At 50.4% G+C, this 13,672-nt stretch carries 13 protein-coding genes; 3 read left to right on the top strand and 10 right to left on the bottom strand.

Features of this window, described 5'->3' with window-relative positions:
• Positions 1-5: 5 nt before the first annotated feature.
• The 8 genes from RWM61_RS08825 to RWM61_RS08790 all read right to left on the bottom strand — a co-directional run bounded on the left by RWM61_RS08825 (position 6) and on the right by RWM61_RS08790 (position 9,836).
• On the bottom strand, positions 6-1,487 hold the full coding sequence (locus RWM61_RS08825; RefSeq protein ID WP_313999651.1) for a Na+/H+ antiporter subunit D: 1,482 nt from the start codon (positions 1,485-1,487) through the stop codon (positions 6-8).
• A complete protein-coding gene (locus RWM61_RS08820; protein ID WP_313999649.1) occupies positions 1,480-1,818 on the bottom strand; it encodes a Na(+)/H(+) antiporter subunit C in 339 nt (112 codons plus the stop codon). The genes RWM61_RS08825 and RWM61_RS08820 overlap by 8 nt, the downstream gene beginning before the upstream one ends.
• 2 nt (positions 1,819-1,820) lie before the next feature.
• Complete coding sequence (locus RWM61_RS08815; protein ID WP_313999647.1) at positions 1,821-4,682, bottom strand: Na+/H+ antiporter subunit A; 2,862 nt, start codon at positions 4,680-4,682, stop codon at positions 1,821-1,823.
• A 191-nt stretch (positions 4,683-4,873) separates the two neighbouring features.
• Entirely contained in the window at positions 4,874-5,605 is a 732-nt protein-coding gene (locus RWM61_RS08810; RefSeq protein ID WP_313999645.1) for a response regulator transcription factor, read from the bottom strand.
• Positions 5,598-7,322 carry a PAS domain S-box protein gene (locus RWM61_RS08805; RefSeq protein WP_313999642.1) on the bottom strand — a complete coding sequence of 575 codons (1,725 nt, stop codon included), beginning with the start codon at positions 7,320-7,322 and terminating at the stop codon, positions 5,598-5,600. The genes RWM61_RS08810 and RWM61_RS08805 overlap by 8 nt, the downstream gene beginning before the upstream one ends.
• A 94-nt stretch (positions 7,323-7,416) precedes the next feature.
• On the bottom strand, positions 7,417-8,535 hold the full coding sequence (locus RWM61_RS08800) for a cytochrome b N-terminal domain-containing protein (protein WP_313999640.1): 1,119 nt from the start codon (positions 8,533-8,535) through the stop codon (positions 7,417-7,419).
• Between the two features lie 4 nt (positions 8,536-8,539).
• A complete protein-coding gene (locus RWM61_RS08795; RefSeq protein WP_313999638.1) occupies positions 8,540-9,043 on the bottom strand; it encodes a hypothetical protein in 504 nt (167 codons plus the stop codon).
• 163 nt (positions 9,044-9,206) lie between these two features.
• Complete coding sequence (locus RWM61_RS08790; RefSeq protein ID WP_313999636.1) at positions 9,207-9,836, bottom strand: hypothetical protein; 630 nt, start codon at positions 9,834-9,836, stop codon at positions 9,207-9,209.
• A gap of 223 nt (positions 9,837-10,059) precedes the next feature.
• On the opposite strand from RWM61_RS08790, the gene RWM61_RS08785 reads away from it, so the two are divergent.
• On the top strand, positions 10,060-11,298 hold the full coding sequence (locus RWM61_RS08785; protein WP_313999634.1) for an MFS transporter: 1,239 nt from the start codon (positions 10,060-10,062) through the stop codon (positions 11,296-11,298).
• A gap of 61 nt (positions 11,299-11,359) precedes the next feature.
• Positions 11,360-12,094, top strand: coding sequence for a class I SAM-dependent methyltransferase (locus RWM61_RS08780; RefSeq protein WP_313999630.1), 735 nt, complete (start codon positions 11,360-11,362; stop codon positions 12,092-12,094).
• Positions 12,095-12,205: 111 nt separating this feature from the next.
• On the opposite strand, the gene RWM61_RS08775 is transcribed toward RWM61_RS08780, so the two are convergent.
• Together RWM61_RS08775 and RWM61_RS08770 are read right to left on the bottom strand one after the other, a co-directional pair.
• Positions 12,206-12,607, bottom strand: a complete 402-nt coding sequence (locus RWM61_RS08775; protein ID WP_313999628.1) for a hypothetical protein — start codon at positions 12,605-12,607, stop codon at positions 12,206-12,208.
• A 47-nt stretch (positions 12,608-12,654) separates the two neighbouring features.
• Positions 12,655-12,972, bottom strand: a complete 318-nt coding sequence (locus RWM61_RS08770) for a hypothetical protein (protein ID WP_313999626.1) — start codon at positions 12,970-12,972, stop codon at positions 12,655-12,657.
• A 316-nt stretch (positions 12,973-13,288) separates the two neighbouring features.
• On the opposite strand from RWM61_RS08770, the gene RWM61_RS08765 reads away from it, so the two are divergent.
• Positions 13,289-13,411, top strand: a complete 123-nt coding sequence (locus tag RWM61_RS08765) for a sporulation protein YjcZ (RefSeq protein WP_313999624.1) — start codon at positions 13,289-13,291, stop codon at positions 13,409-13,411.
• The last annotated feature ends 261 nt before the right edge of the window (positions 13,412-13,672 follow it).

Raw genomic sequence — 13,672 nt, 5'->3', positions numbered from 1 at the left:
GTCCACTACTCCTTTAATACCGCTTCGATGTATGGCTCCGGATTGACAAGCCCGTCACCCGCCTGCGAAACGAACGCGTACACCCATTCGGACCCGATCCCCAGCACCGCCACCAGCACGGATACCGCCGCAAGCGCCCAATAAGCCGCACCGCCCGGCTTTACGGGTTCTCGGTTCGGTGCCGGCTTCTCATCTCCCCAGAACGCCTGCATGAATATTTTCATCATGGAGTACAGGACGACGAGGCTCGAAGCAAGCGCGATCGCCGTCAACCCGTAAGCCCCTGCGTCCAGGCCGCCCCTTATTATGAGCAGCTTTCCCGGAAAACCGCTGAGCGGCGGTACGCCGGCAAGCGCGAGGGCCACCACGAAAAACAACCAGCCGAGCAGCGGATACCGCCCGATCATCCCGCCCATATCCTTCAGCCGGTGCGTGCCGGCCGCGGCGACGATGAGTCCTCCGAGAAAAAACATCATCGCTTTGGCGGCCATATCATGCAGCAGATAAAACACCGCCCCGTCCAGCGCGTCTTTGGTGCCGACCGATAATCCGAACGCGATGAAGCCGACGCCGATGATCACGTTGTAATTCAGGATCCGGGGGATATCGGAGTACGCGACCGCGCCGAGCCCGCCGAGGATCATCGTGGCCGCCGCCATCCCGCCGATCCATGCCTGCATGACTCCCGGGTCCTGATAGAAGATCAGCGTGAACGTGCGGATGAGCGCATACAGCCCGACCTTGGTCAAAAGCGCGCCGAACAGCGCGGTGACCGCCGCCGGCGGGGCGCTGTACGACCCGGGGAGCCAGAAAAACAGGAACAATCCGGCTTTCAGCGAAAACACGATGAGAAACAGGACGGCGATGACGTTCAGTACGCCTCCTTGTCCGGCTTCCGCCACCCGGACCGACAGGTCGGCCATATTCAACGTGCCCGTCACCCCGTACAAGTAAGCGACGGCGGCGACAAAGAGCGCAGAAGACAAAATATTGATCAATATATATTTCAAGGTCTCCCTCAGCTGCAGCTTCGTACCGCCCAGAACGATCAGCGCATAGGAGGAAATCAACATGACCTCGAAGCAGACGAACAGGTTGAACAAGTCGCCGGTCAGAAACGAGCCCATGACGCCCGCCAGCAGAAATTGAAAAAACGGATAAAAGTAATGGCGCTCCCGCTGCTCGCCGATCGTTCGAAACGCATAGAACAAGCAGGCCGCGCCGACCGCCGCCGTCGTCAGCACCAGCAGGGCGGCAAGCATGTCGGCTGCGAAAACGATGCCGTAAGGCGGCAGCCAGCCCCCCATATAGAGCGTCTGGATACCGTCCGTTCGAACCTGCGCGACGATGGCGGCCGCTGCGGCGGCGTTCAGCAGAATGCTCGCGGCGCTGATCCACCGCTGGGCCATGATTTTATTTTTGAGAAAAATCAGAATAACGCCGGTGCATAACGGAATGAGCAAGGGGAATACGAGCAGATTATTCATCCTTGTCCCCCCTCAGCTCCTCCATATCGTCCGTGCCTAGCTTCTGATACGCTTTATAGGCGAGCACGAAAAAAAACGACGTGACGCCGAAGCTGATGACGATCGAGGTCAGGATCAGCGCCTGCGGCAAAGGATCGACATAGGATTCCGCTTTGTCCCCCAGTAACGGGGCGGCGCCGGTTTTCAACCGCGACATCGTCAGCAGCAGCAGATGGACGCCGTTGGTCAGCATCGAGGTGCCCAATATAATGCGCAGCAGGCTTTTGGACAAGATCAAGTATACACCGACGGCGAACAGTACGCCGATCGCCAAAGACATGAACAGCTCCACGGCTACATGTCCCTCCCTATCGTATAGATGATGGTCATGGTGACGCCCACGACCGCGAGGTAAACGCCCAGATCGAACAGCACTGACGTCGCCAGCGCGGTCTTCCCCAGCAGCGGCAGCTCGAAATAACCGAAAGTATGGCTGAGGAAAGGCGCATCGAACAAGAACGAACCGATCCCCGTTAGCAGGGCGATCGTCAATCCCAGCGCCGTTACTTTGCGAAAGTCCACGGGAATAACTTTGCTTGACAGCTTCATGCCGAACGCCATGGACAGCAATACAAGCGCGGCCGCCGTCATCAGCCCGGCGATGAAGCCGCCTCCCGGATTGTAATGGCCTGCGAAAAACAAAAACCAGGCAAACGTCAATATGATGAAAATCGCGGCTTTGGATACCGTCCTGAGAATGACGTCATTGCCGCCGGGCGCATGAATGTCCGCCGGTTTCGCCGGCATGGCGCCGGCATCGTCCGAATCGGGCCCCAGCTTGATCAGCGCATAGATGCCCAGCGAGGCGATGCCGAGCACCATGATTTCCAGCAAGGTGTCAAAGCCCCGGAAATCGACGAGAATGACGTTGACCACATTTTTGCCTCCGGCCGAATTATAGCTTTCCGCCAGGTAAAAGTCCGAGATCGAATCGAACGCCCGGCTGCCGCTCGCGCTCAAAGCGATCAGCGTGACGACGGCTCCGACGACGGCTGAAATGACCAGGTTCGGCAGCTTGAAGCGGAGCGGGACTTTCTCCCGCTTCAGCTTGGGCAAATGATAGAAGCAGAGCAGGAACAGCGCGACGGACACCGTCTCTACGATCATCTGCGTAAGCGCCAAATCCGGCGCGCGGAAAAGGACAAAGAACAACGTTACCATGTAGCCCGAAGCGCCGGTCAGAATAATGGCCGTCATCCGCGAACGGGCGAACGGGACGGCGACGGCGGACAAAATCAGCGCGGCGGTGACGGCCGCTTCATACACCGACATCGGCGCATAACGGGAAGCGTCGATCACGAGCGCCTTCGATCCGATCATCGTGAGCCCTAACGCGGCAATGAAAAAAGCCAAGATATAAATCAGGTAATGGCGGACCGAGCCGGTCATATAAGCGTTTGTCAAACGATTGGAGGAACGTTCCAACGAACGAAGCGCCCCATCATAAGCCCCGTTCAAGGAAACGCGCCGGAACAGGGGGCTGTTCAACGCCTTGAAGCGCCCGTACAGCTTGTACAGCACCGTTCCCGCCGCCGCAACCCCGATCGTCATCAACAGCTCCGTCGTCCATCCGTGCCAGAAATAAATATCGACCCGGAAGCTTTCGCCCGGCGTGAGCGCCTGCGGGATAATCGACGCCATGGCGGGCTCGATCAGCGCATCGGCAAGCCGATTGGGGAAAAAGCCGAATATGACGGCGAGCGAAACGAGCAGCACCGGCGGCAGCAGCATACCGAGCGGCGCTTCATGCGGCTTTCTCGCCAGCTTGTCGGGCTGCAGCTTTCCCGTGAAGGTGCGAAACAACAGCAGCATGCTGTACACGAACGTAAATACGCTGGCCGTCCAAGCGATGACGGGAAACAGAGCGCTCCAAGCCTCCATGCTCCATATGTCCATGTCCAGCGTATTGAGCGCGGCCGCAAAGAACATTTCCTTGCTGAGAAACCCGCTGAACGGCGGCAGCCCGGCCATCGAGAAGGAACCGATCAACGCAACCGAGAACGTGATCGGCATCAGCGCCATCAGGCCGCCGAGCTTGCGGATATCCCGGGTTCCCGTCTCATGGTCGACGATGCCGGCCACCATGAACAAGGCGCCTTTGAATATCGCTTGATTCATAAGGTGGAACACGGCTGCCGCGATCGCTTTTGTGTACACGGACGATTGATCCGTCCCCGCATATTGCGCGGCGGCGGAGCCGAATCCGAGCAGGCTCATAATCAGCCCCAGCTGGCTGACGGTGGAAAAGGCGAGCAGCGCCTTCAAATCCGTTTGCTTGATCGCCCGGTAAGCGCCGTAAAGCAACGTGAACAACCCGAACCCCGATACGATCCAGAACCATTCCGCCCCTCCGGCGAAAATCGGGCTGAAGCGCGCGACCGCATACAGCCCGGCCTTCACCATCGTGGCGGAATGCAGGTACGCGCTGACCGGCGTCGGCGCCTCCATCGCATCCGGGAGCCAGATATGGAACGGGAATTGGGCCGATTTCGCAAAAGCGCCCAGCAGGATGAGCAGCATGGCCGGCAGACCGAGCGCGTGGCCGGTGATCGCCTCCGCTTGCCCGATCATTTCCCGAATACTGAACGTACCGGTGATCGTGTACAACAGGATGAACCCGGCAAACATGGCGAAACCGCCGAACACGGTAATCAGCATCGACTTCAACGCGCCGTATCTCGATTTCTCCCGGCGGTGCCAGAATGCGATCAACAGGAACGAGGAGATGCTGGTGAGTTCCCAAAACCCGTACAGCACCATCAGATTGTCCGAGAGGACGACCCCCAGCATGGCGCCCATGAACAGCAGCAAATAAACGTAAAAGCGATTGACCGCTTCTTTGGTTTTATCCAGGTAGAAAATCGAATACAGCACGACGAGCGACCCGATCCCCGTAATCAACAGGGCGAACAGTAAGCCGAGTCCGTCCAGATAGACGGTAAAGTCGATTCCAAGCGAGGGAATCCATTGAACGGTTGCCGTCGAACTGCTTTCGTCCTGCACGGACGGAATCCGGCCCAGGAAGTACGCGAACAGAAGGATCGGTCCCGGCACAACGAACCACCCCGTATGAAAGCGTCGCAGCAGGTTGTTGAAGATCGAAATGCCGACAGCCATAATGAAAGGCAATAAAATTGCGGCATGAAGCAAAGACAAGCCTCTTCCTCCTCAAATCCAAATTTATCCGTATTAGCTTTACCAATTTCCCTCAAAAGTTGTGAGAGAGATGAACGCAGCCCGCAAAAACGCAAAAAGAGCCCGCTGTTGGCAGGCTCCTCCGATTAAAACGATTATGAAATTTATTGAACATCGCTGATACATAGTATAGCTTCTCCGCCTGCCGGCGGTCAAGGGGACGATTCGGGATCCTGTCCGGTCCATTGCTCAATCGTTCGTTCACCGCCCGTCGCCGCATCATCCGTGTTTTCCACGACGATCCGTTTCCTTACAGCAAGAGCCGCCGCTTCCGCCCGGTTGCTCACGTGAAGCTTTTCCAGAATATGCTGCAAATGCTTTTTCACCGTATGTTCGCTGATATACAATTTCTTCGAAATCATTTTATTCGTTTTTCCCAGAGCGACCAGCTGCAGCACCTCCTTTTCTCTCACGCTTAATTCGTAGTGATTTTTCTCTTCATCCTTTAATTTTTGGGAAATTTGAGAAAACTGCGCCAATATTTTGTTCGCCAATCCCGGCGAGAAGGGGGCTTCTCCGTCATAGGCCTTCTTCACATGGGCAAACAACTGTTCCAAATTCATATTTTTCAATAAATACCCATTGGCTCCATGCTTGATGGCATTAAACAAATCCTCTTCCTCATCCGATATGGTCAACATAATGATTTTTACTTTCGCATTTTGCCTCCGAATGAAGGCAGTGGCTTCAATCCCGGTCAATCCCGGCATTTGAATGTCCATTAATATGACATCCGGCTTTACGGATTCCGCCAACCGGATGGACTCCAGACCGTCTGTCGCTTCACCTACCACTTCAAATCCGGACTGAAGCTTCAGCAGTTGAACAATTCCTTTTCTTAGAATTTCATGGTCGTCACAGACCAGAATACGGATTTTATCCATGAAGCTCTCCTTTGTTCGGCAACGTTAAAATAACCTGCGTACCGCAGTCAGGTTCAGAATGGATATCCAGACGTCCCTGTATCAAGACCGCGCGCTCCTTCATCGTGCTTAGCCCGTAATGGCCGGCCGATTCCATTGCCGCCGGTTCGAAGCCGATGCCGTTATCCTCTATCAAAAACAAGCATGGATCTCCACAATTGATGGATATATGGACTTTGGTCGCTTGGGAATGACGTCTAACGTTCGATAATGCTTCCTGCAGAATACGGACTACATGTATCTTTGTATATTCCGGCAGATCAAATCCGCTGCTTTGGCGGCAGGACTGAACGTCGACGTTTACATCAATTTTATTTTGCTTTGCAAAGCGGGATGCATACTGCCGGATGTGTTCGATAAATGATTCGTCGGTGTAGATCGGCATGCGCAGGTTGAAAAGATTTTGCCTGACCTCATGATACGCCTCTTTCACAATCAAACCCAGTTCATCCGTAGTTTCCTGCAGAATGACGCGAACATCGGTGTTTTTCTCTTGAATGGACGCTCTCATGATTTGAATTTTCATATGAATAGAACTGATGACCTGGGCCAGCCCGTCGTGCATTTCCCTTGCCAACCGTTCCCGTTCTTCCAGCATGGCGACATCCTTCATCCGATGGTACATCTTCAGATTTTCTAAAGATATGGTCAGAATATATATAATGCTTCTCAACAATTCCTTTTGGTGCAGCGACTCAAACGCTTCTTTTTTTCCGCAAACCGCCAAGTATCCCAAGGCCGTGTTTTCCATCTGCAAAGGATAATACGAAAATTTTTTCTCTCCCGCGTGGACCACTGTCGCTTCCTGATGTTGAAGGCGGCCTTTGCTTTTGGTTTCTGAGAATGATTCATCCAAAGTCTGTCTTTGTTGCGGATCGGTCAACCCGGCCAGCTCAAACACCCCGTTGGAAAAATCATATAGAAATAATCCCGCGAACTCGGCTTTAAGCAGCTTGTTTATTTCTTTTACGACTGACTCAAAGAGGCTTTGTTTATTATCGGCAGTCAAGTCGCGAATCGATGCGATTTTTTGGGCTATGCGGTACTGAGTCTCGGCTTCGAACTGCTTCTGAGACGCTTCCGTATACAATCCTTTGATCACATCCTCCATCTGCTTTCGTTCCGTTAAATCCCTCACAATGACCGCGATTTTTGAATCTTTGTTTGCTTCTCCCGGAATGCGGGACAAAGCGGCGCTTACCGGAATCCAGCCTCCGTTGCGCGCTTTAAGCAGCGTTTCCTCTATCTTCATGCTTGTCTGGTGTTTATTTATAAACTGATGTAAATCGGTTTTGTCGTCCGACTGAAACATGAAGAGTAACGTATGCGTTTCTACCGTCTCATTTATGCTCCAACCGGTCATTGTCTCAGCTCCGTGATTCATATCGACCAGCTTCCCGATTGAATCAAAAACAAAAATGCCGTCAATGCTATTGTCGAACAAAGCGTTTGCTTCTCTCTCTTTTTGAAGCCGTTTTTTTTCAATTTTCTCTATGATGTTAAAAACATAATGGGAAAATATGATGGAGGCGATTATAAACAAGGTAGAGGAAATGACGATATCCAGCCGAGGAGTCAAATTGGGCACCATCACGGTGTGGCGAAATAATTCGAAGGAAACGATGAACAAGCTGGTTAAAATAATGGACAGCTTCTTCACTTTGGCGAAATTTCTCATTATCCCCACCTCCCATCACAAGCTTATCAGGAGGTGAAAATAAAAAAAAGGGGGGGCTCCCCTTTTTCACAAAAATTCGATAAATTCCGTTTTTTTATTCCATATCGAGGTGTACGACCGGCGAGGAGAAAACGGCGTATATCGTCAATATGAGCAGCGCAATCGCAACCGCGAGCCCGACGGAAACGATCCATTTTCTTTTTCCGATGGAAGAATCGCTCCCGCGGTCGAAAAACGGTACGGCCAGCATTCCCGTGAACAGGATGGTACTGGCTATGACAGCGCCGTTGATCCCGAACCATTCCTCAACCGAATAGATCCAGAGGAAAGGCCATAACGGTTTGGTCACTTCTATTCCGGTCAGAGGAGCGGGTCCGAGTGAAGGCGGAACCAGAACGGCCAATATCACGACAATTCCGAAGATGATAAATCCATAACCGAATAATTTGCGGAAATGCTGGACGAATGTATGTTTTTTGACGTGCAGGTTGCTCACTTCGGCTGTAGCGGCTATTTCGGCCGTTACTTGCGAAACGGCAGGAACAACGCTTTTTTTCTTCCAGGGAAGCTCTGAAATCTTCATCCGTTTAACCAGCAGCATATGAATAAACAGCAGTACGACCAGCAGCACCGGCAGAATGCTGACATGAGCTATAAATAACCGGATCAACACCGGTACATATGCCGTGCTGAACAATCCGCCCAGCCCAAAGGTTCCTGCGATTGATTCGGCATGCTCTAGAGCCTCGAAGCCTTCCTGGTCCCATTTCAGCGAAGTACCCGTAAAGTAAAGTCCCACCATGACGCCGAATAACAATACCCCTACGAGCCAGTTGCCTTCGCGCGGTTTTTTATAAGATCCGTACAGGAAGACGCGCAATACGTGAAGAACGAGAGCAATCATTGTCAACTGTGCCGACCAGTAATGAATGCCGCGCACCATTGAACCCCAGTATACCTTTTCCATGATCACGCGAATGCTGGTATTGGCTTGTTCGGGCAGAGGCACATACCAGAAGGCAAGAACGATTCCGGAAATCATGGTCAGCAGCAGGCTGACGGCCGTAATGCCTCCCAACGTGAACGGCAATGTGTTCGCATGAGCCGGTACTTCATAATTTAATGAATCCAATCCAAACCGGTCATATATAAACTTGAATATTCCATTCCGCTTGTTGCCGACTGCCGCTTGATGGGTGATTTGCCGTTTCATATGCTCACCTTCTGTCTGATTTTTTTAGAATAAAGACGCCTATCGCCGCAAACAGGACGGACACAACAAGCAGCAACGATGTTCTCGTATTTGCGGTATATTCTTTTTCATATTCCTGCAGCGGACTCCCCAATTCCGGATTCTCGCCTTCCGGATCTTCACCAATCGACTGAAAAAGCGCCTGACTCGCTTCCCCGTACTTCTTCTCCATGACAAGCGACATCGCTTGCTCTACTTTGGCGATATCGACTCCTTCCGCTTCTTCCTGCTGTTCGACCACTTCTTTCAGTTTCGCATCAATGACGCCCGTGTTCGGCTGTCTTTGATCCAGCGCAACGATAGCCTGTTTAATGTAGGTCTCCGCATTGAACTCCTCTTCATCACCGCCGGGGTCGGCCAGTACGGGAACAGCTCCGACCGAGAGCAGGATCGACGTCAGCAATAGAGATAAAAACGCTCGTTTCATAGTTTTTTCCTCCCTTGCGCTTTTTTTCGCCAGCAGCATCATACTGAACCTGTTAGCTTAAGTATAAGATGGGAGCCGCAATAACACATTTCCCCAAAAGGAGTAAAACACGATACATATAAGGAGTATTTTCGCGTTTCCTCGGTAGAAGTTCACACATAGAAAAAAGGAGTATTCATGAATACTCCTTTAGGCTCTTAAGCTCTTAAGTACATATATCTTTTAATTGTGTAAAGAAACTCGGTAAACCCGGAAAAGACAACAGGAAACCAAGGACTGTCAGAAACAGCCCAGCCAGGCGGTGAGAGTAGGCGAGCCAATTATGCCCGTTCATGTAGAACTGCAGACGGAACGGACACCATGTTGGAACGCGAAGATAACAAAGCCCGAAATCCGGATCGATGAAGTAGAAGTAATAGTGCAGACATTTGCTTGAATCGTTTTTTACGAAGTTCTTCCCGGTTGTCTTGTCGTGCCAAGGCTTGTAGCTGGCGCAGGTCTCCATGGCCGAGAAGATATGTACGAGTCCCGGATGGTTACCCCGCTCTTTGATGATGGACTGGATGCGGTCATCTTTACGAAAAGCATCAAGCTTGCGGATAAACTCGATTTCCAATCCGTTGTCTTTGGCGATTTGTTCGGCATGTTCCCGCAGTTCATCCCGAAGTCCGTTAGCCCACTGGGGATAGTCGAAAATTTTGATGTCGTTTTGAAACAGATACGATGTCATCCCGCCGTCAAAACAAAGTACCGGAATATTACCATGGATGACGATCCGATCATAGCAAGCCAACACGCCGGCAATCTTGTCTTTGTAACGTTCCGTGAGTAACATTGTATTTCCCCCATATCGCTTCAGTTTCTTACTAAGTTCGACATGGGGATCCTATTGGTTCCGGCTCGTCCGGGTTAGGGGTACTTTGTGATAACGCTTTTTGGCAGGCTCTTCCGATTGAAACGATTATGGGGTCGGTACTAAAATCATTGCCTTTGTCGAATACTAACAAAATGCAGAAATGTCCATGGTTGCTACCCGATTAACTTTAGGATGTGAAATGATGCTGCACCATGATTTTCGAAATACCGGCAGTTCCATGAAAGTTTTACTCTTCAGCATTCTGTTGGCCCACTTGGGATATTACATGATCCTTCCGATTTTGCCCATTTACCTGAAACTGAACAAGGCGTTAAACGTTGCCGAGATAGGACTGATCCTCGCTGCCGGTTCTTTTTCCTTCCAGGCCGCCAGTGTTGTCGGGGGGGTCCTTGCGGACCGAATAGGCCGCAGAACGATTATCGCTTTAGGAGCCGTCATTCGTGGGGCGGGCTTTGCAGGGTATGCGTTATTTCAGCCTTTCTGGGCATTAATGGCCATGGCTCTATTGAACGGCTTGGGCGGCGGTTTCAACGCTCCAGCGACCAAAGCTGCAATCGCCGCATTGGCATCGGACACCGAAAAAAAAACGACGGCTTTTTCCCTCCGCGGCATCGCGGCGAATATCGGAACCAGTTTAGCGGGGCTCCTGGCTTATTTTGTGCTGGGGGGATCTTCTCCACTTATTTTTTATGTATCGGCCGGGTTATTTGTTTTTCTGGCAGTTATTAGCTGGTATTACATACCTAAAAATTGTGGAGAAAAGCCCTGTCCCATCATTCCGGCAAAATCTTATTCACAGATCGTTCGCAATAAAGCCTTTGTCGTTTTTTCTTTGATTAGCGTGCTGATTTGGGCGTTATATACCCAGTTAGCGTTGGCAATTCCCCTTCGCGCCGCAGCCATTTTGCCCGACCCAAGCATCGTCAGCTTGATTTGGACGATTAACAGCATCATTGCGATTTTGCTGCAGGCTCCCGTTTCAGCTTGGCTGCTGAATAAAATACAGCCTATGTATGCACTTGCTCTGGGCATTGTTTTTATCGGAGCCGGAATCAGTTCTCTATATTGGTCAAGGAATTTTTACGGTCTTGCCGCCAGCGGAGCAACCTTTATTATCGGTGAGATGCTCATTATGCCCACCATGGACAGTACGGTTTCGCGGCTTGCGACCGCCCAAATGATTGGCGTGTTTTTCGGATTGGCTAATTTTATTTCGGGTCTGGGGGAGGGAGCAGGAAATTATACCGGGGGACTACTGCTAAGCTTCGGAATCCGTTCTCCAATTCCGTGGGCAGTATACGCCGTTTCTTCGGTTGTGATCATTGTGCTGCTCGTTGCTTTACGATTCTGGCTCCCCATGAGAATGGCCATGGGAGATCATCAACATTCCAATTTAAACGAAAAAGGAGGGGTTGAATGATCAAGAACATATGCAGAAGAGGAACGGAGCGCATATGTTGATTCAAAAGGAGTGTTGCCTTTTGAACGGCACGTATCATGATTTACTGGCAAAGCTGGGGGCAGGAAGCGCTCATCCCGGAGGATTTGAAATATCGATGGACCTTGTTTCCGAATTAAATATGGACGAAAATACGAAGGTTCTGGATATTGGATGCGGAACCGGAAGAACGGCATGCTATATTTCAAAAAAATATGGTTGTCAAGTGACAGGTTTGGATCGTCATCCTTTAATGATTGAAAAGGCGAACAGGCGTGCGCAAAGGAATAATTGCACGGCCGGTTTTATTCAAGGAGATGCCCTTTCGATGCCATTTCAAGACAATGATTTTGATGTGGTACTGGCAGAATCATTGGCGGTCTTTTTACCGATTAAACCGTTACTGTCGGAATGTCGGAGGATACTTAAACCGGAAGGCTTAATGGTAAATTTAGAATTTTGTTCTCACTTGGATACACCTCATGAGGTTTTGGAAGCCGCAGCCGACTTGTACGGTGTAAAACAGTTCCCTACCTGTGATGAGTGGAGAGATTACTACAGATCTTGCCGATTCCGCGATATTCAACTTTGGAACCCGCGCGAGGCTGATTCGCAGCTTTTTATAGAGAATGAACTGAAATATCGCGATGAAGATCAGATGATTTCAGAGGGGATATTCCATGACCAGAAGTTTGTCAACAAGATCATTCACAACATGGAATTCATGGAGCAATATGATAAGCATCTTGGGTTTACCGGCATTATAGCGAAAAAATAACCGATACTCTTCCGGTCCTGAAAAGGTGAGCACCAAATAACTGCATTGAAAAAGACGGCTCTTTCTCCGCCGAGAGAAAGGCCGTCTTTTCAAGTTAACATGTTCTTCCCGTTATATGAAAAACCCGGAGCCGAAAAACGGCAGTGCGAATAAAAGAGAAACCAGTCCCAAACCTAAACCCAACCCTCTGCCAATTAAACCGCCGAATCGGCCTATGCCTCCTAAACTGCCTAAGCCGCCCAAGCCTCCAAAGCCTCCACCGCCGAACCCGAATCCTGGGAATCCCAAGCCAGAGACTTTTGCTTTATTGTCGATCCGAACTCGTTGTTTATTCTTTTTTGCGCTTATGGACAGACTGCCTGCTCCTTTAACGTTATGGTTCAAAATCAGCTTCCCATCTCTCACTCCCCCGCATATTCCATAATAATTGGTACCATCGTGCAATATAGCACAGACTGGCTGCCCCACGTAGGGCCCAAGTTTTTCTTCACAAATAGGATGGATGAACGGCACGGTGGATCTGCCTCCTTTCGGACTACCCTGAATGCACTTTTACAAGTTTAAATAAAGAACAGAGTGGCGAATAAGAGGGCTATGAGTGCCAGATCCAATCCAAAACCTCCATAACCATAAGGGTACCCATATCCAAAAGCAGAGGTTTTGGCCTTATTGCCTATTTGGGATAATTGTTCCTTGGCCTTTTTGGCGCTGATGGCTACCGTACCTTCACCTGGTGCATAATCATGCAGAATAAGTTTACCGCCTTCAATCCCACCGCAAAGTCCGCAACAATACGTTCCGTCCTGCAAAACAGCAACGACCGGTTTCCCAATATAGGGATTGACTGTGTTAACATTTACTGGATTAATTAAATGCATGCCTTTCGCCTCATTTCATGATTCATTTTCTTCTTAACGTTGCAGGTTTTAAACTACACACGTTAGTGTATTTTATTTGTAATCCAGATGATTGGATGTTTGTTCTTATAAAACAAGATTGTGCTGGACAAAAATCAAAGTCTGGACGCCGACGATTCTTGACCAGAGTGTTATGGAAGGTTGCAAGCATTGAACAGGCCGTTGCAGGAAAGACAGGTATCTATATTTCATACGTACCGGTCACTAGTCCATACGTTTACATCTACTCATTCATAAGTTGATGCTGCAGTTAAAAATCTGAAGGGAGCGATGAAGAATGAGTGGTGTCGGAGGTTTAGGCGGATATGGCGCAGGTATAGGCGGTGTGTGGACTAGTGCGGGGGTTATCCTCGTGTTGTTCATCCTTTTAGTTATAATTTCCAGAGCAATCGTTTTGTAGTTTCCAACAACCGAACCCCCGGGGCCGACCAACGGCCCTGAGGGGGTTCTTTTCTAAATTTTCTAGTGGGAGGAACAGTACCTTAATTTTTCGATGAGCTAATTGCGATGGGTTGGACAAGCAAGTACCCCTGCATTTCCTGATGGTGCGGATCGCAGAAGATCGTGCAGTAGAAGGGGAATACGCCCGCTTGTGCTGCATCGAATTCCACTGTTTTTGTTTCGCCTGGGAGGACTTCAATGTTGATGTTGTATAGGGAGA

Origin of the sequence: uncultured Paenibacillus sp., from assembly GCF_963515335.1 — a bacterium.
In the GTDB taxonomy this organism is placed as follows: Bacteria; Bacillota; Bacilli; order Paenibacillales; family Paenibacillaceae; genus Paenibacillus_I.
The sequence above is the reverse complement of the archived record's forward strand: the minus strand, read 5'-3'. Positions and strand labels throughout refer to the sequence as shown.

What these genes read in the sequence shown, in the direction of transcription:
- RWM61_RS08825 (WP_313999651.1), bottom strand. Translation starts at nt 1,487, where the DNA reads ATGAATAATCTGCTCGTATTCCCCTTGCTCATTCCGTTATGCACCGGC.
- RWM61_RS08810 (WP_313999645.1), bottom strand. Translation starts at nt 5,605, where the DNA reads ATGGATAAAATCCGTATTCTGGTCTGTGACGACCATGAAATTCTAAGA.
- RWM61_RS08805 (WP_313999642.1), bottom strand. Translation starts at nt 7,322, where the DNA reads ATGAGAAATTTCGCCAAAGTGAAGAAGCTGTCCATTATTTTAACCAGC.
- RWM61_RS08800 (WP_313999640.1), bottom strand. Translation starts at nt 8,535, where the DNA reads ATGAAACGGCAAATCACCCATCAAGCGGCAGTCGGCAACAAGCGGAAT.
- RWM61_RS08795 (WP_313999638.1), bottom strand. Translation starts at nt 9,043, where the DNA reads ATGATGCTGCTGGCGAAAAAAAGCGCAAGGGAGGAAAAAACTATGAAA.
- RWM61_RS08790 (WP_313999636.1), bottom strand. Translation starts at nt 9,836, where the DNA reads ATGTTACTCACGGAACGTTACAAAGACAAGATTGCCGGCGTGTTGGCT.
- RWM61_RS08785 (WP_313999634.1), top strand. Translation starts at nt 10,060, where the DNA reads ATGCTGCACCATGATTTTCGAAATACCGGCAGTTCCATGAAAGTTTTA.
- RWM61_RS08770 (WP_313999626.1), bottom strand. Translation starts at nt 12,972, where the DNA reads ATGCATTTAATTAATCCAGTAAATGTTAACACAGTCAATCCCTATATT.
- RWM61_RS08765 (WP_313999624.1), top strand. Translation starts at nt 13,289, where the DNA reads ATGAGTGGTGTCGGAGGTTTAGGCGGATATGGCGCAGGTATAGGCGGT.